The 23,465-nt window shown below is 60.6% G+C and carries 18 protein-coding genes and 3 tRNA genes; 12 read left to right on the top strand and 9 right to left on the bottom strand.

Annotated elements, in window-relative coordinates:
* Window positions 1-19 precede the first annotated feature (19 nt).
* Window positions 20-95 (bottom strand) — tRNA-Arg (locus SHEL_RS06430).
* Window positions 96-287: 192 nt separating this feature from the next.
* On the opposite strand from SHEL_RS06430, the gene SHEL_RS06435 reads away from it, so the two are divergent.
* The 3 genes from SHEL_RS06435 (at window position 288) to SHEL_RS06445 (ending at window position 1,517) form a co-directional block, all read left to right on the top strand.
* Window positions 288-364 (top strand) — tRNA-His (locus SHEL_RS06435).
* A 93-nt stretch (window positions 365-457) separates the two neighbouring features.
* A tRNA-Lys gene (locus SHEL_RS06440) sits at window positions 458-533 on the top strand.
* 66 nt (window positions 534-599) lie between these two features.
* Entirely contained in the window at window positions 600-1,517 is a 918-nt protein-coding gene (locus tag SHEL_RS06445; RefSeq protein WP_012798440.1) for a glycoside hydrolase family protein, read from the top strand.
* 27 nt (window positions 1,518-1,544) lie between these two features.
* On the opposite strand, the gene SHEL_RS06450 is transcribed toward SHEL_RS06445, so the two are convergent.
* Together SHEL_RS06450 and SHEL_RS06455 are read right to left on the bottom strand one after the other, a co-directional pair.
* Entirely contained in the window at window positions 1,545-2,855 is a 1,311-nt protein-coding gene (locus SHEL_RS06450; protein WP_012798441.1) for a sensor histidine kinase, read from the bottom strand.
* Window positions 2,848-3,534, bottom strand: a complete 687-nt coding sequence (locus tag SHEL_RS06455; protein WP_012798442.1) for a response regulator transcription factor — start codon at window positions 3,532-3,534, stop codon at window positions 2,848-2,850. Before SHEL_RS06455 ends, SHEL_RS06450 begins: the two co-directional genes overlap by 8 nt.
* Before the next feature lie 255 nt (window positions 3,535-3,789).
* Here SHEL_RS06455 and SHEL_RS06460 point away from each other — a divergent pair, with 255 nt between their 5' ends.
* From SHEL_RS06460 to SHEL_RS06490, 7 genes are all read left to right on the top strand, one after another.
* The gene (locus SHEL_RS06460) at window positions 3,790-4,644 is read left to right on the top strand and encodes a polyphosphate polymerase domain-containing protein (RefSeq protein ID WP_012798443.1); all 855 of its coding nucleotides are present in this window, start codon (window positions 3,790-3,792) and stop codon (window positions 4,642-4,644) included.
* Window positions 4,645-4,660: 16 nt separating this feature from the next.
* Window positions 4,661-5,356, top strand: coding sequence for a DUF4956 domain-containing protein (locus SHEL_RS06465; RefSeq protein WP_012798444.1), 696 nt, complete (start codon window positions 4,661-4,663; stop codon window positions 5,354-5,356).
* Between the two features lie 267 nt (window positions 5,357-5,623).
* Complete coding sequence (locus SHEL_RS06470; RefSeq protein WP_041422507.1) at window positions 5,624-6,346, top strand: AzlC family ABC transporter permease; 723 nt, start codon at window positions 5,624-5,626, stop codon at window positions 6,344-6,346.
* Window position 6,347: 1 nt separating this feature from the next.
* Window positions 6,348-6,686 (top strand): AzlD domain-containing protein, encoded by a 339-nt coding sequence (locus SHEL_RS06475; RefSeq protein WP_012798447.1) that lies wholly within the window; start codon window positions 6,348-6,350, stop codon window positions 6,684-6,686.
* A gap of 198 nt (window positions 6,687-6,884) precedes the next feature.
* A complete protein-coding gene (gene carA, locus SHEL_RS06480) occupies window positions 6,885-8,288 on the top strand; it encodes a glutamine-hydrolyzing carbamoyl-phosphate synthase small subunit (protein ID WP_012798448.1) in 1,404 nt (467 codons plus the stop codon).
* The gene (gene carB, locus SHEL_RS06485; protein WP_012798449.1) at window positions 8,281-11,562 is read left to right on the top strand and encodes a carbamoyl-phosphate synthase large subunit; all 3,282 of its coding nucleotides are present in this window, start codon (window positions 8,281-8,283) and stop codon (window positions 11,560-11,562) included. The genes carA and carB overlap by 8 nt, the downstream gene beginning before the upstream one ends.
* A 104-nt stretch (window positions 11,563-11,666) precedes the next feature.
* Window positions 11,667-12,212 carry a flavoprotein gene (locus SHEL_RS06490; RefSeq protein ID WP_012798450.1) on the top strand — a complete coding sequence of 182 codons (546 nt, stop codon included), beginning with the start codon at window positions 11,667-11,669 and terminating at the stop codon, window positions 12,210-12,212.
* Between the two features lie 32 nt (window positions 12,213-12,244).
* On the opposite strand, the gene nth is transcribed toward SHEL_RS06490, so the two are convergent.
* The 5 genes from nth to SHEL_RS06515 form a co-directional block, all read right to left on the bottom strand.
* Window positions 12,245-12,901 carry an endonuclease III gene (gene nth / locus SHEL_RS06495; RefSeq protein ID WP_041422509.1) on the bottom strand — a complete coding sequence of 219 codons (657 nt, stop codon included), beginning with the start codon at window positions 12,899-12,901 and terminating at the stop codon, window positions 12,245-12,247.
* Window positions 12,902-13,031: 130 nt separating this feature from the next.
* On the bottom strand, window positions 13,032-14,750 hold the full coding sequence (gene ptsP, locus SHEL_RS06500; protein ID WP_012798452.1) for a phosphoenolpyruvate--protein phosphotransferase: 1,719 nt from the start codon (window positions 14,748-14,750) through the stop codon (window positions 13,032-13,034).
* Between the two features lie 158 nt (window positions 14,751-14,908).
* Window positions 14,909-15,175 (bottom strand): HPr family phosphocarrier protein, encoded by a 267-nt coding sequence (locus tag SHEL_RS06505; RefSeq protein ID WP_012798453.1) that lies wholly within the window; start codon window positions 15,173-15,175, stop codon window positions 14,909-14,911.
* 59 nt (window positions 15,176-15,234) lie between these two features.
* The gene (locus tag SHEL_RS06510; protein ID WP_012798454.1) at window positions 15,235-17,175 is read right to left on the bottom strand and encodes a PTS fructose transporter subunit IIABC; all 1,941 of its coding nucleotides are present in this window, start codon (window positions 17,173-17,175) and stop codon (window positions 15,235-15,237) included.
* A gap of 63 nt (window positions 17,176-17,238) precedes the next feature.
* Window positions 17,239-18,195, bottom strand: coding sequence for a 1-phosphofructokinase family hexose kinase (locus SHEL_RS06515; protein WP_012798455.1), 957 nt, complete (start codon window positions 18,193-18,195; stop codon window positions 17,239-17,241).
* A gap of 245 nt (window positions 18,196-18,440) precedes the next feature.
* Here SHEL_RS06515 and SHEL_RS15615 point away from each other — a divergent pair, with 245 nt between their 5' ends.
* Both SHEL_RS15615 and SHEL_RS15620 read left to right on the top strand, forming a co-directional pair.
* Window positions 18,441-20,339, top strand: coding sequence for a CarD family transcriptional regulator (locus tag SHEL_RS15615; protein WP_232001638.1), 1,899 nt, complete (start codon window positions 18,441-18,443; stop codon window positions 20,337-20,339).
* Window positions 20,309-21,895 (top strand): DEAD/DEAH box helicase, encoded by a 1,587-nt coding sequence (locus tag SHEL_RS15620; protein WP_232001639.1) that lies wholly within the window; start codon window positions 20,309-20,311, stop codon window positions 21,893-21,895. The genes SHEL_RS15615 and SHEL_RS15620 overlap by 31 nt, the downstream gene beginning before the upstream one ends.
* A gap of 20 nt (window positions 21,896-21,915) precedes the next feature.
* Here the strand turns inward: SHEL_RS15620 and SHEL_RS06525 are convergent, their stop codons facing one another.
* A complete protein-coding gene (locus SHEL_RS06525) occupies window positions 21,916-23,325 on the bottom strand; it encodes a helix-turn-helix transcriptional regulator (protein WP_012798456.1) in 1,410 nt (469 codons plus the stop codon).
* Between the last annotated feature and the right edge of the window lie 140 nt (window positions 23,326-23,465).

Consider the following 23,465-nt stretch of genomic DNA (forward strand, 5'->3'; position numbering starts at 1 on the left):
CGACCGGGCAATGCAATCATGGTGCCCCTGGGGGGAATCGAACCCACAACCATCAGATTAGAAGTCTGGTGCTCTATCCATTGAGCTACAGGGGCAGTGCGTCGGATATTATACCAGCAAGCTTGAGCTGTGCAGAGAATTCGCACGTAATGCGCAGGAGGTGCTTTGCGAAGGTGCAGGGATGCATCATGCTAAAGTCGTGTGCATCATTTGGATTTGGAAAAAATTCTGCGGCACCCCTTGCGAAGTAGGTGAAACATCCGTATAGTAACGCTTCGCGTCAAACGGTGGGTGTGGCCTAGTTGGCTAAGGCGCCAGATTGTGGCTCTGGAGATCGGGGGTTCGAGTCCCCTCACCCACCCCAGACTTTTTTTGAAAAAAGTTCTTGCTTTTTGGCCGACAGGGTATATAATAGCTGAGCGCTTTTCGAAAGACGCACTTTGACATATCTTTGAACGGATCGTTAGCTTAGTTGGTAGAGCAGGGGACTCTTAATCCCAAGGTCCGGGGTTCGAGTCCCCGACGATCCACCATCGAACTTCCGCCCCTTTCTCAAGGGGCTTTTTGTTATATCCGGACATAATTGAAACGGACATCAGATGAAACGCATAATCGGGCCTGTTCTGGCAGGAATCCTGTTGCTCGTATCGGTTGCGTGCGTTGCGGATCGAACCTCCAACGTGCAAACCGAGCCTTCTGCGGCTGTCAACGAGCGCTGGCTGTACGGCATTACCGTGGATGACAGCTGGTATGACGACGTCAGTACGGATGACATCGTTGCCGCAATAGAAGACATGCCAGTGAAGCCCACTGTGCGACTGGTCATGTCTACAGAGCTATCCGCTGAGGATTATGAACCGCTCTTCGCACAGATTCACGAAGTCGCCTACATCATGGCCTGTCCGGTCGATTCTTCGGAAATGAATTCCTACAAAGACGAGCAGGCGTATCTGGAACGGTTCCAAGAAGCGTACGAGGTGCTTGGGCCGTATGTCGATCTGTGGGAAATCGGCAACGAGATAAACGGTGTTGAGTGGATCGGGCAGGAGCCGGCGTTGATCGTATCCAAGGTCGAAGTCGTTAACGACTGGCTTCGTTCCCGTGATGCGAAAACGGCGTTGACCATGTACTACGCGCGTCCTGACGACCAGGATATGTTCGAATGGATGGAGGAGAACCTTCCTGAAGCGCTCTGTGAAAACGTGGATTATGCGCTGATCAGCTACTACGAGGACGACAACGAGGGATACATCCCTGATTGGAGTGGGGTATTCAACTCCTTTGAGGATGCGTTCCCTGATGCATCGGTAGGGTTCGGCGAGTGCGGAAACGTAGCCGAGGATGCCACTGAGGAGAGCAAGCTTCGCATGGCAGGCTTCTATTACGGCCTAAAGGCTCCGTCGCAACGCTATATCGGCGGATGCTTTTGGTGGAACTGGGTGCAGGACTGCATTCCGCATGAGGACAACGCCGTGTATGACGGCATCAATCAGTTGATGGAAACGCACGCGGCTTGATGACCCGTTGGTGTTATCGGATGTTTGCTACATGGCCGGCAACGTGACCGAGAAGGTGGTGCCTTCGGCCTCGGAGCTTGTGGCCTCTATGGTGCCGCCGTGCTCCTCGGCGATCGAGCGGGCGATGGCCAGACCCAATCCGAAGCTGCTGTCCTCGTGGGTGCGTGCCTTGTCGGCACGGTAGAACCGGTCGAAGATATGTGCCAGGTCTTCAGGGTGGATGGGGTTTCCGGTGTTATGGACGTCGAGCCTGATCTGATGGGACGTGCGGAACAGCTTCACGTCGATGGAGCCGCCTGTGCCTGCGTACTTGCAGGCGTTCTCGATAAGCGTGGCCACCAGCTTGTCCAGCATCTTCACGTTGCCGTTCACATGGATGCCCTCTTCCACCTGGGTGTCCAGATACACCCCGTTCTCGTAGGCGACCGAGTCGAACTGCATCGATATGCCGTCGACCAGCGTGCTGAAATCCACGTCGGAATGCTCGGGCCGGGATGCGGATTCCACCTGCGCAAGCGTGAGCATGTCGCTTACCAGATCCTGCATGCGTTCAGCCTCCACCTGGGTGGATTCTATCCATTGGCTTTCTTGCGCGATGGAACGCTCCGGGTGCTTCAGCAGGATGGATGCGTTCGCCAGAATCACCGTCAGCGGCGTTTTGAGCTCGTGCGACGCGTCGGCCACGAACTGCTTCTGAGCGGTCCAGGCTTCCTCCACGGGACGCAGCGCCCAGCGGGAGAGGAAGATGCTCAGCACGAAGAACAGCGCCAGAACGCCGACGCCCGCGAAGACCAGCGCCAAGGCCAGTGACTTCCAGTTGCTGACGGAGCTTTCGTCGGCAAAAGCGACGTAAATGCACGAATCGGTGGTGCGCTTCAGGTAGTACAGCCCGGCGTCGCTCAGGTATCCTTTGCCGTCGGCGGCGTCCAAGATGTCTGGGCTCACGGATGCGAGGACCTCGTCGGAAATCAGCGCCGTGGCAAGGCCCGGTTGGGAACTCAGGGAGCCGTCTTCTGCCTGCAGGTACACGGCAACGGGAATGAGCTGTTCGCGTCCTGCACCGCCGCCGATCTGCGGTCCTGCCATCTGGCCGTCCGGTACTTCGTCCATGTTCCCATCGGCAAAAGGCGCCTGCGTGTCGTCCGACCGCGGGCCTGCCATGCCGTCTTTTCCACCCACGGCGCGGTCATCGGAAACCGCGTGTTCAAGCGCCATGTCCAAGCTGTTCATCTCGTTCTGGTAACTGTATGCGGCGATTCCAGCGAACGTGACGATGACCACGGCGGAAACCATGGCCATGGTGTAGGCGACGAATTTCGTGCGGAGATTCTTAAGCATTTGACGCTCCATCGACGTTGAGCTTGTAACCTACGCGGCGCACGGTGTCGATGGACACGGAAGAACCCAAAAACTTCAGCTTCTTGCGCAAAAATGAAATGTACGCCTCGACGTTGTTGTCGTCGGCGGTGGACTCCACGCCCCAGACCTTGGAGATGAGCTGCTCTTTCGAGATGATCTGGCCTGCGTTGGACATGAGGATGTTCGCGATCTCGTACTCCTTGAAGCTGAGGTTGATGGTCTTCTGACCGCTGGAAAGGTCGTGGCTCTCAAGGTTGAGCGACAGGTCGCCAGCTTCCAGCTTCTCGAAAACGACCTGGCCCTGCCTGCGGGTGAGCGCGCGAAGGTGCGCCAGCAGCTCCGCGGGGGAGAAGGGCTTGGTCATGTAGTCGTCGGCTCCGGAATCCAGTCCGGTTATCTTGTCGGGAATGGCATCGCGCGCCGTCAGCAGCAGCACGGGCGTATCCAAGTTCGCGCGACGTAGGGACGCCACTACCTCGAAGCCGTTCATCTTCGGCAGCATGACATCTAAAATGACCACGTCGTAAATGCCTGCCACGGCGTAGTCGTAGCCGGACTGGCCGTTGTGGACCATGTCGACCAGGTAGCCGTTGTCTTCCAGAATATGCTTCAGAGCCGACGCCAGCCGCACATCGTCCTCAACTATCAAGACCTGCATCCGTCCATACCTTTCTCGCGTTGTGCATGGTCCCATTGTACCCGCAAGACTTAAATGAACCTGAAAGAAGTCGTGCTTCGTTTGCGGCGTCCGCCGTTGAGAATCGGCAACGGTGTCGTTTTGGGCCGAGGCGTCTGCTGTTCGGGTCGGCAACAACATCGCTTCGGGCTTTAAGGTTTGTTTAAGGAACGGGACCTAGCATGTTGACTGTCATAAACGACGGCCGCAGGGGCGGTCGGGAAGGGGGAATCACCCATGAGCAAAGACGTTTTCCAACGAAAAGAAGTCAAATACCTGCTTACACTCGAGCAATACGAAACCATACGTCAGGGTTTGGTCGGGCACATGCAGCCGGACATGTACGGGCGATCGCTCATCCAGAGCGTGTATCTGGACACGCCGGACCGCTCCATCGCCGTGCGGTACGACGGCAAGCAGGTCTATAAAGAGAAGCTGCGCGTGCGCCGTTACGTCCCGGCCAACAGCAACGTGGTGCCGGCTGCGGATTGCGACGCCGTGTTCGTGGAACTCAAGAAGAAATTCAAGGGCATCACCTACAAGCGCAGGGTCCATGTGAACGAAGGCGTCGCCGGCGCGCTCATGCTGGCCGACAAGAGTTACCTGGATGCCCTGGATGCCTTCATGCCTGCGCGTTCCGTTTTGGGCGAACCTGCCCGCACGGCCAAGTCGGTCCAGATAGCTTCGGAGCTTGTCGCCACTCGCGACCGCTACGAAGGACTATGCCCGTCCATGTTGATCAACGCCGTTCGCGTGGCTTGGGAGCCGGTCGGGGCGTCTGATGCGAATATTCATTCCGAAGAAACGGCGGGCATCGGAGACGTGCGCATCACGTTCGACGAATCGATCGAATACGCCGACCTGCAGCACATCTCCCGCGAAGCGGCCGCGCAGGACTTCGGCTCCTGCTTCGAGGCGCCTTCCCATAGGCTGCTTGAGGACGGCCTGGTCCTGATGGAGGTCAAGGTGCTCGGAGCCTACCCCATGTGGCTGAGCGAGCTTTTGAGCTCTGCCAAGGCCGTCAAATCCTCGTATACGAAGTACGGAAACGCCGTGAGGGCGCACCTCAGCGGCACCGAGGCTGCAGCATAACCCAAGGAGATCCACCATGCTTGACTATGTATTCACTTCGATTCTCGGTTCCACCGAGTCCGCAGCCGCTGGCGTGACGTCCGGCGACTACTTCCTGTGCACCATCGCGTCCATCCTGCTGGGCCTGATCGTCGCCGTGGTCTACATGTACCGCAACAGCTACTCGAAGAGCTTCGTCGTGACCATCGCGCTTCTGCCGGTCATCGTGCAGATGGTGATCATGCTGGTCAACGGCAACATCGGCGCGGGCGTGGCGGTCATGGGCGTGTTCAATCTGGTACGTTTCCGTTCCATCCCCGGCAGCGCCAAGGACATCGCCAGCGTGTTTCTGTCCATGGCAATAGGCCTGGCGACGGGCATGGGTTTCCTAAGCCTGGCCATCGTGTTCACCATCATCGTGTCGATACTGAACATCGTGTTCTCCCGCACGTCCTTCGGCAAGAAACCGATGCCGCCCAAGGTGCTCTCCATCACGGTTCCTGAGGACCTGGAATTCGAAGGCATGTTCGACGAGGTGTTCACGCGCTACACCGAGGAGAACGAGCTTACCAGCGTGCAGACCTCCAACATGGGCGCGCTCTACCAGCTGAAATACAACATCCAGATGAAGGAAGGCGAAAGCGAGAAGGCCATGATCGACGAGCTGCGCTGCCTGAACGGCAACCTGAAGATCTCCTGCGGCCTGGCACCCATCGCCAAGGAGGTGCTGTAAAGCATGAGTGCGCCGGAGCGTTTCAGCGGAAGCACTTTGGCGAAGCACCTGAGCCTGGAGGTTGCGAAGGTCGGCTGCGTGCTTGTGGCGGTGCTTACGGCCATGGTGTTCAATTGATGCGGTTCTGATCGTAGGCGTGCAGGTCCGGTTCGATGCGGAGGGGCAAAGGCCCCGATGGATCGGCCGGACTTGTTGCATTCCTGTAGCTTTCGAGACGAATGCAAATATTCGTGCGAAGTGCAAAACCGCGGGTATAATACCGAAACTATGACATTGGAAGAGGTAAAAGAAGCATTCAAGGCGGCGTGGCCCATCATGGTGGGCTATATCGTGTTGGGCCTGCCCTGCGGCATACTGTGCGCCGCAGCGGGCATGGACGTCTGGATGGTTGCGCTCATGGGTGCACTGTTCTATTCCGGCGCAGGTCAATATATGATTCCGAACATGTGGATGGCCGGCAACCCGATAAGCGCCATCGTGCTTTCGGTCACGTTGGTGAACACGCGTCAGATGCTGTACGGCGCATCGCTGTCGCAGTTCTGCGGGACGGCCGGCAAATTCCTCACCTTCAATTTCGGGGCGTCGGTCACCGACGAGAGCTTCGGCGTGAACCTGGCCCGTTTCATGAACGGCAACTGGACGGTGCGCAAGGCTCTGCTGGTCAACATCATGTCGCAGTCCATGTGGTTCTCTTCAAATGTGGTCGGGTGCATCGTCGGCACGGCGATCTCCGTTCCTGCGGCTTTGGCCTCGTTCGCCATGACGTCTCTGTTCATCTGTCTGCTGTGCATGCAGAAGCTGAGCGTGGAAAACGGCGTGGCTGTCGTCGGATCCATCTTGGGCGTGATCGTGTGCAAGCTCGCAGGGCTTTCGGGTCCGGCCATTCTGATCGGCGCGCTTGTGGGCGTGTTCTCGGCGCTGGCGTTTTCGCTGCGTCGCACGGCAAAAGGAAAACCAAGCGGCGCCACCGACATCAAGGTGGTGAGCTGACATGTCTGTGCAGGCCTTCTTCCTCATTTTCGGGCTATGTTCCATCACCATGCTCATCAGCCGCGTGGCGCCTATGTTCTTGCTGAAAGGCAAGGAGCTTCCCGACACCTTCGTCACGGCGCTCGGCTTCATTCCGCCTGCAGCATTTGCGGCTCTTGTCACGAACGACCTCTTTAAACCCGAGCTGTTCAGCCAAGACGTGTCAACGTGGCTCTTCCCGATGATCGCTGCGGCCATCGTCGTGGTGGTGGGTGTCAAGACCAAATCCATGGCCTGGTGTATCGTCGCGGGCGTCGGCACGTTCGCCGCGCTCATCTACGTGCCGGGTTTGGTGTTCTAAATACGGTACAGGTACGTTGGTGTTGCACGGCTTTCCGTGTTCGTGCTGTGTCCTTTGGCGGATTTCGCCTGCATGCAATACATGAGAACCGTATAATCTCTGACTGCATATATGCTTGCCATTATGCACGTTGACACTCGGTATATGCATGAACTATCCATCCTTTAAACCGGTACGGGAGACCGGAAAGGAGCAGCCATGGCAAACCAGGCACTAGCGAATCAATCATCGAGTCAGGTCATGCGGCAAGAGCGCGAATCGCTCTCGCGCGCGATGCTTGCCGCCACCACCAGGGGGAATGCGGCTCCCGCCGCACTGGTGCTGGAAGACGGAACGGCTTTCGTCGGCACCTCTTGCGGAGCAGCTGGCGAAGCCACCGGTGAGATCTGCTTCAACACTTCTCTCGAGGGCTATCTCGAAGTCATTACCGACCCGTCCTATGCGGGCCAAATCGTCACGATGACGTATCCCCAGATCGGCAATTATGGCGTCAACCTTGACGACACGCAGTCGGCCAAGCCCGCCCTTCGCGGCCTAGTGGTCAACAACATGTGCCGCACGCCTTCCAACTGGCGTTCGGCCCAGTCGCTGCCGGACTTTTTGGTGGAGCACAATATCGTGGCCATCGAAGGCATCGACACCCGCGCGTTGGTACGCCACATTCGCGACCACGGCGCCCAGAAGGCCATCATCAGCGCCACAGGCACGGTGGACTTGGACGATCTTGCCGCCAAGGTGGCCGCATCGCCTTCCATCGTGGGCATCAACCTGGCTGAAACGGTGAGCTGCGATGCTCCGTACGCCTTCAACGAGCTGCCAGAAAGCCATGCCTTCGCAGTGGCTGCGCCCCTTAAGCCCCGTCATCGCATCGTCGCCTACGACTGCGGCGTCAAGCGTTCCATCCTGCAGGGCCTGGTCCGCGCAGGCTGCGACGTGCAGGTGGTTCCTTGGAACACGTCTGCCGAAGAGGTGCTGGCCCAGAACCCCGACGGGGTGTTTTTGAGCAACGGTCCTGGTGACCCCGATGCGGTGGAGGAGACCTTCACCCAGGTGGAGAAGCTGCTGGGCAAGGTGCCTGTGTTCGGCATCTGCCTTGGCCATCAGATGATCAGCCTGGCATGCGGCGCTCAGATCGAGAAGCTGAAGTTCGGCCATCGCGGCGGCAACCAGCCGGTCATGAATCTGATCAGCGGCCGCGTGGAGATCACCGCTCAGAACCACGGATTCGGCCTGGTATATCCCAGCTTGGGCGAGCTGATTCCCGAGGAATCCGGCGGCTTCAGCGAGCCCGTTGACGACCTGCGATTCTGGGTGCGCAACGGCGTGGCCCCCGTGGTGCGCAACCCGCGCTTCGGACGCATTCGCCTGACCCATGTCAATCTCAACGACGGCACCTGCGAGGGCATCCAGCTTCTCGACGTGCCGGCGTTTTCCGTACAGTACCATCCCGAGGCAAGTCCTGGCCCCACCGACGCCCACTACCTGTTCACGGCGTTCGTGCGGCTGATGGATGGCGACCCTGATTATCTCGACATCGACGTGTCCAAGGACCGTCTGGCCGGATGGGTCTTCGGTGCAGAGAAGGAGGCCGCCAATGCCTAAGCGTACCGACATCAAGCGAATCCTCGTTATCGGGTCCGGCCCCATCGTCATCGGCCAGGCCTGCGAATTCGATTATTCCGGCACCCAGGCCTGCAAGGTGCTGCAGGAGGAAGGCTACGAGGTCGTCCTGGTCAATTCCAATCCGGCAACCATCATGACCGACCCGCAGCTGGCCGACCGCACATACGTCGAGCCCATTACGCCTGAGTTCGTGGAGAAGATCATCGCCAAGGAACGCCCCGACGCGCTGCTGCCCACCATCGGCGGCCAGACTGGCCTGAACACCGCAGTTGAGCTGGCCAAATCCGGCGTGCTTGACAAGTACGGCGTGGAGATGATCGGCTGCGACCTGGATGCCATCGAGCGCGGCGAGGACCGCAAGCTCTTCGCCGAGGCCATGGAGGAGATAGGTCTGGAATGTGCCCGCAGCGGATACGCCTACAGCGTGGAAGACGCCGTGGAGCTTTCGAAGTCCATCGGGTTCCCGTTGGTCTTGCGCCCTTCGTTCACGCTTGGCGGCGCAGGCGGCGGCATCGCCTACGACGAGAAGCAGCTGCGTGAAATCGTGGCGCAGGGCCTCGAGCTTTCGCCGGCCAACGAGGTGCTGGTGGAGGAGAGCATCATCGGTTGGAAAGAGTACGAGATGGAGGTCATGCGCGACCGTGCCGGCAACGGCATCATCGTATGCTCCATCGAGAATTTCGACGCCATGGGCGTGCATACCGGCGACTCCATCACGGTGGCCCCGGCGCAGACCCTTTCCGACGTTGAATACCAGCGCATGCGCGTGGCCTCGCTGGCCATTCTGGAGAAGGTGGGCGTCGAGACCGGCGGGTCCAACGTCCAGTTCGCGCTGAACCCCGACAACGGACGCTTGATCGTCATCGAGATGAACCCACGCGTGTCCCGCTCTTCGGCGCTGGCGTCGAAGGCGACCGGCTTCCCGATCGCCAAAGCCGCGGCGCGTCTGGCCGTGGGCTACACGCTCGACGAGATCATCAACGACATCACGCTGGCAACCCCTGCATGCTTCGAGCCTTCCATCGACTACTGCGTAGTCAAGGTGCCGCGCTTCGCCTTCGAGAAGTTCAAGGGCACCGACACCACGCTGTCCACCCGCATGAAGGCCGTAGGCGAGATCATGGCCATCGGCCGCACCTTCGAGGAATCCTTCGGCAAGGCCATGCGTTCGCTTGAGAACGGACGCGCCGGCCTGGGCGCCGACGGCAAGGACTCCTTCGATGAGGAGCATTTCGACGAGTACGTAGCTCGTCCGACCGAGGACCGCATCTTCTACATGGCCGAGGCGCTGCGCCGTGGCTGGACCGTCGAGCAGCTGCATGAGGCAACCGGCATCGACGAGTGGTTCCTCTGGCGCATGAAAGACATCATCGCGGTCGAACAGGCCCTGAAGGGGCACAGGCTGGAGGAAATCGACGCCAAAGCCATGCGCGTGGCCAAGCAGTACGGCCTGTCCGACGCGCAGATCGGCTATCTGACCAGCAGCGAAGAGAAGGTCGTGCGCGCGTACCGCAAGGGCTTGGGCGTCATTCCCACGTTCAAGACCGTGGACACCTGCGCCGCAGAGTTCGCCAGCAAAACCGAATACCATTACAAGACCTACGAGGATCCGTACCGCGCCGCCGGCTCCGACGGCTGGTACGAGGCTCCCGCGGAAATCGCCCATACCGACAAGCCCAAGGCCATGATCTTGGGCGCGGGTCCCAACCGCATCGGCCAGGGCATCGAGTTCGACTACTGCTGCGTGCATGCTGCCTACGCGCTGCATGACGCCGGATTCGAGACCATTATGGTCAACTGCAACCCCGAAACCGTGTCCACCGACTACGACACCTCCGACCGTCTGTATTTCGAGCCTCTGACCTACGAAGACGTGATGGACATTGTGGACGTGGAGCGTCCTGACGGCGTGGTGGTCACCCTGGGCGGCCAGACTCCGCTTAAGCTGGCCCGTGCGCTTGCCGATTCCGGCGTGCCCATCATGGGTACCCAGCCCGAAGCCATCGACCTGGCGGAAGATCGCGAACGCTTCTCGGCGATCCTCGACGAGCTGAAGATCATCTACCCGGCCGCCGGCATGGCCACAAGTTACGAGGAGGCCCTCAAGGTGGCGAGCCGCATCGGCTTCCCGCTGCTGGTGCGCCCGAGCTATGTTTTGGGCGGTCGCGGCATGTTCATCTCCTACAACCCGCAGACGCTGGAGACCTATATGGCCGAGGCCATGCGTGTGTCGCCCGACCATCCGGTGTATCTGGACCATTACCTCGAAGGCGGCTACGAATGCGACGTGGACGCGCTGTGCGACGGCGAAGACGTCTACATCGGCGGCGTGCTCGAGCACATCGAGGAGGCCGGCATCCACTCCGGCGACTCGGCCACCTGCATCCCGCCGTTCAGCTTCTCGGATCGCATCGTCAACCAGCTGCGCTCCATCACGCGTCAGCTGGCGTTGCGTCTGGGGGTCAAGGGCCTGATCAACGTGCAGTACGCCATCAAGAACGACACCATCTACGTCATCGAGGCCAATCCGCGCGCCAGCCGTACGGTTCCGTTCATTTCGAAATCAACCGGCGTGCAGCTGGCCAAGTGCGCCTCGCTCATCATGGCGGGTGCGAAGATCGCCGACCTGCATCTGCCGGCCGACGACCGCGAACTGGACTATTTCTGCATCAAGGAAGCCGTCATGCCGTGGGGCCGTTTCCCCGGCGCCGACGTGGTGCTCGGGCCCGAGATGAAATCCACGGGCGAGGTCATGGGCATCGCTACGTCGTATCCGGAGGCGTACGCAAAATCGCAGCTGGCCATCAGCTACGAGCTGCCTAAGTCTGGCAAGGTGTTCATCTCGGTGTGCGACCGCGACAAGCGCCACATCCTGCCCATCGCGCGCGCCATCGACCACATGGGATTCGAGATCGTGTCGACCGAAGGCACGGCCAAGGCTCTGCGGGGCGGCAACGTGCACTGCACAACCGTGGCAAAAATCTCAGAACCGTCGCCCAACATCGGCGATCTGATCGCGAACAACGAGATCGTGCTCATGATCAACACGCCATACGGCTCCGAGACCCGCTCCGACGGCTACTACCTGCGCACGCAGGCCATCAAGCACGGCGTCACGTGCGTGACGGCACTGTCTGCAGCAGGTGCACTCCTGGCGGCTTTGGAGACCCTGGTCGACAGCAGCGAGAGTCTTGATGTGCGGGCGCTGCAGGATCTGAACCAGTTCGACATTCCGGTGCCGAAGCTGGGTTAGCGGCCGACGCGACCGACAAATTATGATTTGATAACCGCCCGCGTGCAGAGCGCGGGCGGTTTGGTGTATTGTGGGAGCAATGCATCCGCAGGTTAGGAGTCCATATGTCCAGAAACATCCTTTTCGCCGTATCGGGCGGCATTGCCGCATACAAGGCTTGCGACGCGGTGTCCAAGCTGCGTCAGGCGGGTTGCGAAGTCAGAGTGATCATGACCAAGCATGCCGCCGAGCTGGTGGCTCCTGCGACATTCGAGGCCCTGACCGGCAACAAAGTGTACACCGATACCTTCGACTTCAGCGACGATGCGTCCATCAAGCATATCGTGTTCGCTCAGCAGGCTGATGTGTTCGTGGCGGCTCCTGCAACGGCGAACCTGATTGCAAAGTTCGCGCACGGCATTGCGGACGACATGGTCACATCGACGTATTTGGCGGCAACCTGTCCGGCTGTGGTGTGCCCGTCCATGCACGCCAACATGTATGCCAACACGGCGACGCAGGAGAATCTGAAGACGCTTGAGCGTCGCGGCGTGATGCTTGTGGGACCTACTGAAGGTCGACTTGCATCGGGCGATATGGGACGTGGACCCCTGGCGCCAGTGAACGAGATTATAGACGCCGTGCTCAAACAGCTTGAAGCAGTCGAATAAATCGTGATTTGATACTGAATACGGATTGAGGCCTACACGCCGCGCCTTGGGCACAGGTCGTGGATGGGGCATGTCAGGCATTTGGGATTTCGGGCGCTGCAGAACTCCCGTCCGAAGTGCACCCATTGGTGGTTGATGTAAAGCCAGTCTGTCTGCGGGTAAACCTTGAGCAGCTTGGCTTCAACCTTGTCGGGCGTGTCGTCGTTTCGCGTGGCGAAGCCCAAACGGTGGGCGATGCGGAACACGTGGGTGTCCACGGCGATGCCTTGAGCGTTGCGGAACGCTTGGCACATGACCACGTTGGCTGTCTTTCGGCCAACGCCGGGAAGGCTCTGCAGGCCCTCCATGGATTCGGGGATTTCTCCGCCGTAGTCGGCGACGACCTTCTGGGCGCAGGCGATGAGGTTTTTCGCCTTAGAATGAAAGAACCCCAAAGGATGGATTATGTCTTCCACATCCTGGAGTTTTGCGGCGGCCAGGTCGGCCGGGGTGGGGTACTTCGCGAACAGCGCAGGCGTCACCTTGTTGACGGCAGCGTCGGTGCATTGGGCGCTTAAGATGACGGCAACGGTCAACGAGAAGGGGTCTGCGTGGTCAAGCGAGCACTCGCCTTCGCCGTAGATGGCGAACAGGCGCTCTTCGATGGCTGCCGCTCTGGCCCGCATGTTCGTCAGATTCTCTCGTGCCATCGTTCCCCCTAGGTGGTTCGGTTCGGAGTGTGTCAATAGGGACGTTTCATTCTGACACATTTTTGTGTCAACAGGGACGCATCGCAAAATAACGGGACAAAGGGGACTGTCCCCTTTGTCCCAAACGGTGCTAGATGCGGGCGTCGTGGGCCGCTTGCAGCGCCTCGTAGACCTCGGAGGCGGTGGACATGGCCATGACGCGGTCTGCCAGCTCTTTGGCGTCTTCCACAGTCCAGCCGAAGATCTCCTTGCGGGTTGCAAGGACGCTCGTGGCGGACACGGAGAATTCGCCCAGGCCGAAAGCGATCCACAGCGGGATGAGCAGAGGATCGGCCGCTGCCTCGCCGCACATGCCGACCATGATGCCTGCGGCGTTGCCGCATTCGATGATGTTGCGGATGCTGCGCAGCACGGCAGGGTTATAGGTGTTGTACAGGTACCGCACGCGGTCATTGCCGCGGTCGGCCGCCATGGTGTAGCCGGTCAGGTCGTTGGTGCCGATGCTGAAGAAGTCGGCCTCGGCGGCCAGAAGGTCTGCCACCAGGGCGGCTGCGGGGGTTTCCATCATCACACCCACTTGGATGTCGGGGTTGTACTCCACGCCTTCGCGGTCGAACTCTTCCATATAACGCTTGACCAGGGCTTTCACCTGACGGATTTCGTCGACGCAGGTGACCAGGGGAACCATGATGCGGATGTCGCCGAAAGCGCTTGCGCGCAAAAGCGCCCGCAGCTGGGTGCGGTAGACATCCTCGCGTGCCAGGCAGTAGCGGATGGCGCGGAAGCCCATGAACGGGTTGTCTTCCTTCTCCATCCCCAGGCACGGCACGTCCTTGTCGCCGCCGATGTCGAGCGTGCGGATGATGACCGGCTTGCCCTTCATGATGAGGGCGGTCTTCTTGTACGCGTCGAACTGCTGGTCTTCGGTGGGAACCGTAGGGGAGTCCATGAACAGGAATTCCGTACGGAACAGACCGATGCCCTCGGCGTCTTTGTCGTTGGCCTGGTTGGCGTCGTCCGGCTTGCCGATGTTGGCGAAAAGCTCCTTGTGCACGCCGTCGGCGGTCACCGTTGCGCAGCCGATGAACTTCTTGAGCTCGCCCTGCTGAACGATAAAGGCATGGCGGGCCTCTTCGGCCTGGGTCAGTGTGGCCTCGTCGGGTTCGGCGATGACGCTGCCCAGCGTGCCGTTCACGATGACCTGGGTGCCGTCGGCAAGCTTGCTGCAGACGCCAGGGATACTCAGGATGGCGGGAATCTCCATGGCGCGGGCCAGAATGGCGGAGTGGCTGGTCATGCCGCCGACCTCGGTGATGACGCCGGCGATGCCGCCCGGTTTGACGCCGGCGGTCATAGAGGGCGTCAGGTCGTGGGTGACCACCACGGTGTCGGCCGGAAGCTTCGACAGGTCGACTTCGCGCTTGTTCAGCAGCTTGGCAAGGATGCCCGTCTTGATGTCGCGTACGTCGGTGGCGCGCTGCATGAGCAGCTCGTCGCCGCTGCCTTCGAAGATGCTGGCGAACATGTCGCAGACCTGGGACAGGGCGTCCTCGGCGCAGGTGCCGCCGTCGATGGCTGCGGTCATCTGGCCGGTCATGCCGGGGTCGGAGATCATGAGGATGTGTCCGGTCAGGATCTCGGCTTCTTTCTCGCCGACGGTTTCCTTCATGGCCTCGGCTTCTGCCTGGGTCTTTTCGATATAGGCGTCGACGGCTGCCTGGAAGCGGGCCTTTTCAGCCTCGGTGTCGGTCACCGTGTGCGAGACGTATTCGAGGGTGGGTTCCTCGACGATCATGACGCGGCCGATGCCGATGCCGGCGGACGCGCCGACGCCGGTCAGTGTCTCCATGGCGTCATCTCCTTTCATGTGTGGCGATGCGGGGATGTGTCAGTAGGGACGTTTCCAACTGACACAAAAATGTGTCAAAAGGAAACGTCCCTACTGACACATCCCGTTACAAAAAGGAGCGCGCATCGAGGGACGCGCGCTCCAGGCTGATCGGTGGCTTACAGGTCGCCCAGGCCGGATTCGATCGCCTCGGCGGCGCAGGCCAGGGCCTCGGCCTCGTCGGGGCCGTCGGCGACGATGTCGATGGTGTCGCCGCACTTGATGCAGGCGGCCATGATGCCCATCAGGCTCTTGGCGTCGGTCTCAACGCCGTTCTTGACCAACTTGACGGAGCTTTCGAACTTGGCCAGGTTGCCGGCGAAGATGCCTGCGGGACGCATGTGGAATCCCTGGGGGTTGATCAGCGTTACCGTTTTAGAAACCATGTCAGTGTCCTTTCACTCTGTGAACGGTTTACCTATAGCAGCTTACGCATTGCGTACGGTTATGCGACCTTCTTCTTCAGGACGCGCAGCATGAGGGCGCCGACCACGGCGCCGATGGCCAGGGCCACCAGGTACATGGGCCAGTTGCCGACGACGGCGAATACGAAGATGCCGCCATGGGGAGCCATGAGCGTGCAGCCGAAGGCCATGGAGATGGCGCCTGCGACGGCGGAGCCTACGACGCATGCGGGGATGACGCGCAGCGGGTCGGCTGCGGCGTAGGGGATGGCGCCTTCGGTGATGAAGGAAAGGCCCATGATGTAGTTGACAGGAGCGCTCTTAAGCTCGGTCTCGGTCCAGCGATCCTTGAAGAAGGTGCAGGCCAGAGCGATAGCCAGCGGCGGAACCATGCCGCCGATCATGACGGCTGCCATCATGTCGTAGTTGCCGGATTCGATGGCTGCCAGGCCGAACAGGTAAGCCGCCTTGTTGATGGGGCCGCCCATGTCGATGGCCATCATGCCGCCCAGCAGGATGCCGAGCAGAATCTTGGCGCTGCCGAGGCTGGTCAGGAATGAGCTGATGCCGGCGTTGATGGCGATCATGATGGGGTTGACGGCGCACATGAAGATGCCGATGAAGGCGAGGCCGACCAGAGGATAGATGAGCATGGGCTTCATGCCGTCAAGCGCCTGCGGGATGTTCTCACACACCTTCTCGAACCAGAGCATGAAGTAGCCGCCCGCGAAGCCGGCGAGCAGGGCGCCCAAGAAGCCTGCGGAAACGGCCTGGCCGGCGGGGTCTGCGAAGGTGCAGCCCGCAGCTGCCATGGAGCCGCCGACGAAGCCGACCAGAAGGCCGGGGCGGTCGGCGATGGAGCGGCCGATGTAGCCTGCGAGGATGGGCAGCATGAAACCGAAGCTGACGCCGCCGATGCCCTTGAACCAGGCTGCGACCGGCGTGTTGCTGCCGAAGTTGCCGTCCTGAGGAGCGCCCAGCAGGGTGTCGATCAAAAACGCCAGGGCGATGAAGATACCGCCTGCGACGACGAAGGGCAGCATGTGGGAGACGCCCTCCATCAGGTGTTTGTAGATCTGGCGGCCGATGCTTTCGCCTTCGGCGGAATCGGCTGCGGAATCAACGGCACCGGTATGGTGGTACAGAGGAGCCGACCCGTCAAGGGCGCGGTTGATGAGCTCCTTAGGCTTGTTGATGCCGTCGGCAACCTTGGTGATCACGACTGGTTTGCCGTCGAAGCGGGCCATTTCGACGTTCTTGTCGGCAGCCACGATGATGCCTTCGGCAGCGGCGATCTCATCGGCCGTCAGGATGTTCTTCGCACCGCCGGAGCCGTTGGTCTCGACTTTGATGGGCACACCCATCTTTTCGGCCTCCTGTGCCAAGGCTTCGGCCGCCATGTAGGTATGCGCGATGCCGGTGGGGCAGGCGGTAACCGCCAGGACGCGGTAGCCTTCGGGCTCAGCAGTTGCAACGGCTGCAGCAGCAGGAGCGGTGGCTTCAGCTGCAGGCTCGGGCTCGCCGAACTTCTCGATTTCCTTGGCATCGATGATCTGCAGGAACTCGGCAGGCGTGGAGGCGCCCAGAAGCTTGCTGCGGAAGTCCATATCCATGAGCATGGTCATCAGGCGTGAGAGGACCTCCAAGTGAACGTCGCCATCGGAGGGGGCGGCGATCATGAACAGGAGGTTCGACGGCTTTCCGTCGGGCGCCTCGTAGTCGACGCCGTCGGGCACGGTCATCGCGGCAAGCGCAGGCTGCGCCACAGCATCGGTCTTGGCGTGGGGGATTGCCATGCCCTCGCCGATGGCGGTGGTACCGCCGGCCTCGCGTGCGAGGATTGCCTTGCGGTATTCCTCCACGTCGTTGAGGTTTCCTGCCTTTTCATGCAGGGCGATCAACTGCTCGATAGCATCAGGCTTATCGGCCGCGGTCGCGCCGATTTTAATGCTACCTTCTTTCAGCAGGTCGACAATTCTCATCCTAGTTCCTTTCTCCGAATGAGATGCAACTGATATTACCCACGGCCTTGGGGCCGTTAGTTCCTAAAGACGTGCAAGCAGTTCGTCTACCAGGTCCTTTTCGGCAAGTCCGGCGGAAAACGCCGTTGCCGATCCGCAGGCCTGGGCCAGCTTGAAAGCGTGCTCGTAGCGCTCGTAGCCGGAAAGCCCCGCCTCGACGGCCTGCTGGTAGCCGCCGACGAAACCTGCGACCATGGAGTCGCCTGCGCCGACGGAGTTCACGAGCTTGCCTTTGATGAGGGGCGCCTGGTGAAGGTTGCCGAACTCGTCCAACAGCACCGAGCCCTTCGATCCTAAGGAAACGATGACGTTGACAGCACCTTTTTCCTGAAGCATGCGGGCTCCTTCGACAATCTGGTCGAAGGTGGGGTCTTCCACATCCAGGATTTCGGCGATCTCCTCGTCGTTGGGCTTGACCAGGAAGGGGCCGGCAGAAAGCGCGCAGTCGAGCACGGGGCCGGTCACGTCAACCACGGTGCGAACACCCTTGGCAGCCTGAGCGGCGACGATGCTCGCGTATGCATCAACGGGGACGGACTTGTGGGCTGCGCCTGACAAAACGACGATGTCGCCTTCACGAGTCTGTTCCAGCGTTTCATTCAAGGCAGAAAGAGAGGCAGCGTCGATGTTGGGCCCCGATGCGTTGATAGCGGTTTCCTCACCAGCGGCATACACGTCATCGGCATCGGCGATTTCGACCATCTTCACATTGATGCGGGTCTGACCTTCGGGAAGCATGACGAAATCGTGGTCGACGCCCATGGATTCGATGCCCGTGAGCAGCGCCTGTCCAGTAGGGCCGGCGGCGAAACCGAGGGCTTTGTTCGGGATGCCGATGTTGTTCAGGACAACCGAAACGTTCACGCCCTTTCCGCCGTAGTAGATGTCCTGCTGAACGCAACGGTTGACGATGCCGTGCTTGACGTTGGAAACGCGCACGACGCAATCGAGCGCCGGATTGAACGTGACCGTATAAATCATACGAAACCAGGCTTCCTGATTGAAGTAACCAACGAGTTCATCATACCTGATAGTGTCTTTCTGATGTATGCGAATGGCAAAATTACGAATGTTGATGGGAAAATTACGGTCAATCGTGTTGTACTGCGGCGCGGCCCGGCCGGCGCGTACAATGGACTTCGGGCCAGGCCCTTATATATGTGTTATGCAGCACCGCGTATTCGTTCGGATATGCGGCGCTTGTTCATGTTCGGAAGGTGTTTCGCATGTTGATCGATGCGTTGTCCCGCGTGCTCGTCAAAAGTGACGCGTTGGAGGAAGTTTGGGCGAAACTGGGTGCCGGACAGGACGCAGCCCTGGGCGTTGCGGCATCTGCCAGGCCTTTCATAACGGCTGCGGTGTATGCGGCGAACCCTCGCACGATGTTCGTCGTCGTGCCGGGCTCCGAAGGTGCCGAAGCGTACGCGCGAACCCTGTCTGCCTACCTGGGCGAGGAGCGCGTAGCCCTGTTCCCGGCCCGCAAGGACTTTCCCTTCGCGCCGAAGAAGGCCGACCTGCGCGACATCGGCATGCGTGCGAAGGCGGCCTGGTCGCTGCAGGACGGTCGTCCCGTTGTTGTGGTGGCGAGCGCATCTGCCCTGGTGAGGATGCTTCCGCCCGCAGACGCGCGCACGTTCGCCCCGGTCGTGTGTCGCGCCCAGGCCGAGGCGGTCGATGCGGCCACGGGCGAGGTGCTCTCGTTCGAAGACATGCAGAATGCCTTAGTGGCCAGGGGATATGAGAACACGGGAGAGTTGGACGGGCCCGGCACCTTCTGCATCCGCGGCGGCATCATCGATGTGTTCCCGGGCACGGGGGTCTATCCTGTGCGGCTTGACTACTTCGGAGACGAGATCGACGAGATCCGCCGTGTGGTTCCGTCGACCGGGCAGAGCATCTCCTCGTTGGACAAGTTCGAGATCTTCCCCGTCCGTGAGTACGCCCTTTCGAAAACAACTTTGAACCGCGCCATGAAGCCGCTGGGCAAGCGCGCCGAAACCGACCCGGTGTGGCGCGACCTGTACGACAAAGCGTCGACCGGCAACGATTTCGAAGGCGCAGACGCATTGCTGCCCCTCCTGTACGACAAGACGCAAACGCTGGGGGCATACGTGCGCAAAGGCGCCTTAACGGTGCTCGACGAGCCCCGCAGCCTGATCGACGACGCGAACCACGCCTTCGAAGACGCCTCGCAGCGCTCGCAAGGCAGCCACATTTCCGTTGACGGCCTCTACGTTTCGGGCTCTGACCTGGATTTCGGCCGAAACGAACGGCTCACCCTGGCGTCCATCATGCGGGTGGGCGGCATGATGGACGCTGAGCTGCCCGTCAAGCGCACCGATGTGGCAGGCGATGCGGAACGCCTGGTGGGACGCCTGCGCGGCTTCGTCAACCAGGATTACACCACGGTGTTCAGCGTGCCCGATTTCAGGGCGCGACAGGACATGAAGCTTTTGCTGGTGGATGCCGGCATCCCGATTGTGGAGGTGCTGGACGTCACAGGCCAGACGCCCGAGAAGCTCAAACGGGGCGTGGTCAACATAGTGGATGTGGACGTGCCTTTGGGCATGGTGATCCCCAAGGCGAAGCTGGCCATCGTTTCCGTACATGACCTGCAGGGACGCGCTTCAAGCGTAAGCCGAAGACGCCACATCGACATAACCGAGATTACGTTCCCGTACAAGCCAGGCGACTATGTGGTGCATGCCGCCCACGGCATCGCCTACTTCAGGGGGCTCGTCAAGCAGGACTTGGGCGGCGTGACCCGCGATTACCTTCAGCTGGAATACGCCGAAGGCGACAAGCTCTTCGTTCCGGTGGAACAGCTTGACCGCGTGACGCGCTATGTGGGTCCGGAAGGAAACGACCCGCGTTTGACCAGGCTCAACACATCCGACTGGTCACGTGCGCTCACCAAGGCGCGCAAGGCCACCAAGAAACTTGCCTTCGACTTGGTGGACGTATACGCCCGCCGCGCCAGCGTGCAAGGATTCCGCTATTCGCCTGACACGCCCTGGCAGAAGGAGATGGAGGAATCCTTCCCGTACCAGGAGACGCCATCCAGCTGGCGGCCATCGCCGAGATCAAGGCCGACATGCAGTCGTCGAAGCCGATGGACCGCCTGATCTGCGGCGACGTGGGATTCGGCAAAACCGAGGTGGCCCTACGCGCGGCGTTCAAGGCGGTTCAGGACCATAAGCAGGTCATGGTGCTGTGCCCGACCACCATTCTGGCACAGCAGCACTACACCACGTTCAAGGACCGCTTCGACCCCTTCGGCGTGCGCGTCGACGTGCTGTCGCGCTTCCGTACCAACCAGCAGCAGAAGGCAACGCTTGAAGATTTCGAAAAAGGCGAGGTCAACGTGCTTGTCGGCACACACCGGCTTTTGTCGCGGGACGTGAACCCCCACGATCTGGGGCTGGTGATCATCGACGAGGAGCAGCGTTTCGGTGTGGGGCACAAGGAGCAGCTGAAGAACCTTCGCGAGCAGATCGACGTGCTCACCATGTCGGCTACGCCCATCCCGCGCACCATGCAGATGAGCCTTTCTGGCGTTCGCGACATGAGCCTGATCATGACGCCGCCGGACGAGCGACGCCCCGTCGAGGTGCACGTGGGCGAATGGGACGTGGACGTGGTGTCCGACGCCATCCGCCGCGAGCTGCAGCGCGGTGGCCAGGTGTATTACGTATCGAATCGTGTGCGGACCATCGATGACGCCGTCGAACGCGTCGGGGCGGCCGCTGCCGAAGCGCGCGTCGGCGTTGCCCACGGCAAGATGAGCAAAGACGAGCTCGAACGGGTTATGGAGGATTTCGCGGCGGGCGACATCGACGTGCTGGTGGCGACCACCATCATCGAAAGCGGCATCGACAACCCGCATACGAACACGCTGATCATCGAGGATTCGCAGAGGCTGGGCCTGGCGCAGATGTACCAGCTCAAAGGGCGTGTCGGCCGCAGCTCCGTGCAGGCCTACGCCTACTTTATGTTCCCGAGCACCATTCCGCTGACCGACGAGGCGCAGGCGCGTCTGGAAGCCATCAACGAACACCGCGACCTGGGAAGCGGCATGCAAGTTGCCCTGCGCGACCTGGAGATACGCGGCGCCGGAAGCCTTCTGGGCGCCGAGCAGCACGGCAACATGAGCGCCGTGGGCTTCGACCTGTTCGCTCAGATGCTGGCCACTGCAGTCGCGTCTGCACGCGAAGGGTCCGACGTGAAGGACGCGCTGCCGCCGGCTCTTTCGGACATCACCGTTAACCTGCCTGCCAGCACGTTCATTCCCGAAGACTACGTGCCTGACACCGACGAACGCGTGCTGGTGTACCGCCGTGCCGCCAGTGCCGATTCCATTTCGGCAGTGGACGACATTGAACGGGCCCTTGCAGAAAACCATGGGGAAGAGCCCGTGGAGTGCGTGAACTTCTTCGCGAAGGCGCGCCTGCGTGCGTGGGCAAACGAGCACAACGTGAAAACCATCAGCGTGGTGGGCGGCAAACTGACCATGGAACCCATCGGACTGACGGACGCCGACATGAAACCGCTGCGGCGTTACGGCGGACGTTATTCGAAAACGGCTCGCAAGCTGCAGCTTCCCATCAAATACTTCGACGCCTCGGGCAAAGGCGACCTGGTGGCATCCGTCTGGTCGTTCGTGCAGACGATGGGGAAGTAGGCACTCGGGCTGAAACGGAACTAACGAGAGGTGGTCGTCCGCAAGGACTGCTCTTCGGATTCGGCAAGGTCGATGAGCTCCTGACGGCTGTGCACGCCGCATTTTCCGTAGATGCGGCGCAGGTGTGTGTCCACCGTGCTTTTGGCCAGATAAAGCTCCTGGGCGATGCGCTCGTTGGTATGTCCGCGCAGCGCCAGGACGAATACTTCGGATTCGCGAGCGGAAAGCCCCGAGCGCTCGATGATGCGCCTGCGGGCCTCGTCGGCATAATCCAGGTCGTCCACGACTACGGCCATCTCGCCGAAGCTGCGGTCCGTGAACAGGAAGAGGTATGCGATCAGGGCGAACAGCCCCGCCGTCGCCATGGCCACATAGGGCGTGATGGCGGTGCCGTTTTGCGTGTTGAACATGTTGCCGATGACGATGCCCGCCAGCTCGCCGCCGAACACCGCCATGAAGCAGCGGGCGATAAGCACCGGGGCGTCGAGCCCCGATACGGTGGCGGTTGCTAGAAACAGCGCGACGAAGCAGGAGCAGAGCCCGAGGAAGCCGGCGAGCACCAGGGTGTCGCCCGGCACGCCGCTTTGGGTCATGACCGGTTGGAACAGGAAACCCGTCATGATGACGAGCAGCGCGATGCGGTACATGCCGCCGAAGGCGTCGCGTTCGGCGGGTTTGTCCGACCAGATGCTCTGGAGCACGGCCCAGCAGAACAGAAGCAGAATCACAGCCGTCGCAGCGAACAGGGGAGCCGCAGGTCCGTCAGGGTTCGCGCGGAAGGTTTCCATCAGGCCTGCGGACACGCCGTAGAAAAATATGCCCGCTCCGATGCGGGTGCTCATCGTGGCGCTGAAATCCTCACGCTCCTGCATGTCGGTGGGTACTGCAGCACTGCGAGCGGGAACCATCAACACGAAGCTGACCAGCGGCAATGCGATGGGGACAAAGCGGGCGACGCCTTCGGGCAGGCACAGCGTCCCAAAGCATAGGGCTGCAGCCACGCCTGTGGCCAGAAACACCTCGTCTGCCGCAAGGCGGGGCGATGCCGAAGCCAACCTGGACGCCCAGCCGGTCAATCCAACGGCCAGCCCAACGCCAATCACGGCATCGGTGGCAAGAAGCAACGGCGTATTGTTGGAAAAGAGGACGGTGGCCGCGTAGGCGACCGCCATGACGATGCCCGCAACCGCATTCGCCGTCACATCGGTCGAAACGGAACGAAGCTTTCGGTTCTCGACGAAGACGATAAGCGCCAGGCATGCCCCCAAAAGCATGGCAAGCATATCTGCACGTTCGATTCCGATAGTGCCCACAGGAAGGATGACGTTGCTGCCCATGTAGAAGACGTCGTACATGAACGCAAGCAGGCACGCGAACCCGACAGCATTGCGCCACGAAAGCTGGTCGGTATGGGTCTCGGTCTGCGGCATGGGTTCCTTCTCCTCGTGTATAACGCCGTACATGATACCAATATTAGATGCAGCGCTTGTGGGGAAATCCGTTGGAAGATAGGGCAGTGCCGACACCTTGAAAAAGAAACCGATCATGAAAAAAGGGAGACGGCACCGGT

The sequence above is a fragment of the Slackia heliotrinireducens DSM 20476 genome, assembly GCF_000023885.1.
GTDB classification, from domain to species: Bacteria; Actinomycetota; Coriobacteriia; order Coriobacteriales; family Eggerthellaceae; genus Slackia; species Slackia heliotrinireducens.

Bases quoted from the DNA above. Each gene is read 5' to 3' on its own strand.
- SHEL_RS06445 (WP_012798440.1), top strand. From the start codon at position 600: ATGAAACGCATAATCGGGCCTGTTCTGGCAGGAATCCTGTTGCTCGTA.
- SHEL_RS06450 (WP_012798441.1), bottom strand. From the start codon at position 2,855: ATGCTTAAGAATCTCCGCACGAAATTCGTCGCCTACACCATGGCCATG.
- SHEL_RS06455 (WP_012798442.1), bottom strand. From the start codon at position 3,534: ATGCAGGTCTTGATAGTTGAGGACGATGTGCGGCTGGCGTCGGCTCTG.
- SHEL_RS06460 (WP_012798443.1), top strand. From the start codon at position 3,790: ATGAGCAAAGACGTTTTCCAACGAAAAGAAGTCAAATACCTGCTTACA.
- SHEL_RS06465 (WP_012798444.1), top strand. From the start codon at position 4,661: ATGCTTGACTATGTATTCACTTCGATTCTCGGTTCCACCGAGTCCGCA.
- SHEL_RS06470 (WP_041422507.1), top strand. From the start codon at position 5,624: ATGACATTGGAAGAGGTAAAAGAAGCATTCAAGGCGGCGTGGCCCATC.
- SHEL_RS06475 (WP_012798447.1), top strand. From the start codon at position 6,348: ATGTCTGTGCAGGCCTTCTTCCTCATTTTCGGGCTATGTTCCATCACC.
- carA (WP_012798448.1), top strand. From the start codon at position 6,885: ATGGCAAACCAGGCACTAGCGAATCAATCATCGAGTCAGGTCATGCGG.
- carB (WP_012798449.1), top strand. From the start codon at position 8,281: ATGCCTAAGCGTACCGACATCAAGCGAATCCTCGTTATCGGGTCCGGC.
- SHEL_RS06490 (WP_012798450.1), top strand. From the start codon at position 11,667: ATGTCCAGAAACATCCTTTTCGCCGTATCGGGCGGCATTGCCGCATAC.
- nth (WP_041422509.1), bottom strand. From the start codon at position 12,901: ATGGCACGAGAGAATCTGACGAACATGCGGGCCAGAGCGGCAGCCATC.
- ptsP (WP_012798452.1), bottom strand. From the start codon at position 14,750: ATGGAGACACTGACCGGCGTCGGCGCGTCCGCCGGCATCGGCATCGGC.
- SHEL_RS06505 (WP_012798453.1), bottom strand. From the start codon at position 15,175: ATGGTTTCTAAAACGGTAACGCTGATCAACCCCCAGGGATTCCACATG.
- SHEL_RS06510 (WP_012798454.1), bottom strand. From the start codon at position 17,175: ATGAGAATTGTCGACCTGCTGAAAGAAGGTAGCATTAAAATCGGCGCG.
- SHEL_RS06515 (WP_012798455.1), bottom strand. From the start codon at position 18,195: ATGATTTATACGGTCACGTTCAATCCGGCGCTCGATTGCGTCGTGCGC.
- SHEL_RS15615 (WP_232001638.1), top strand. From the start codon at position 18,441: ATGTTGATCGATGCGTTGTCCCGCGTGCTCGTCAAAAGTGACGCGTTG.
- SHEL_RS15620 (WP_232001639.1), top strand. From the start codon at position 20,309: ATGCAGTCGTCGAAGCCGATGGACCGCCTGATCTGCGGCGACGTGGGA.
- SHEL_RS06525 (WP_012798456.1), bottom strand. From the start codon at position 23,325: ATGCCGCAGACCGAGACCCATACCGACCAGCTTTCGTGGCGCAATGCT.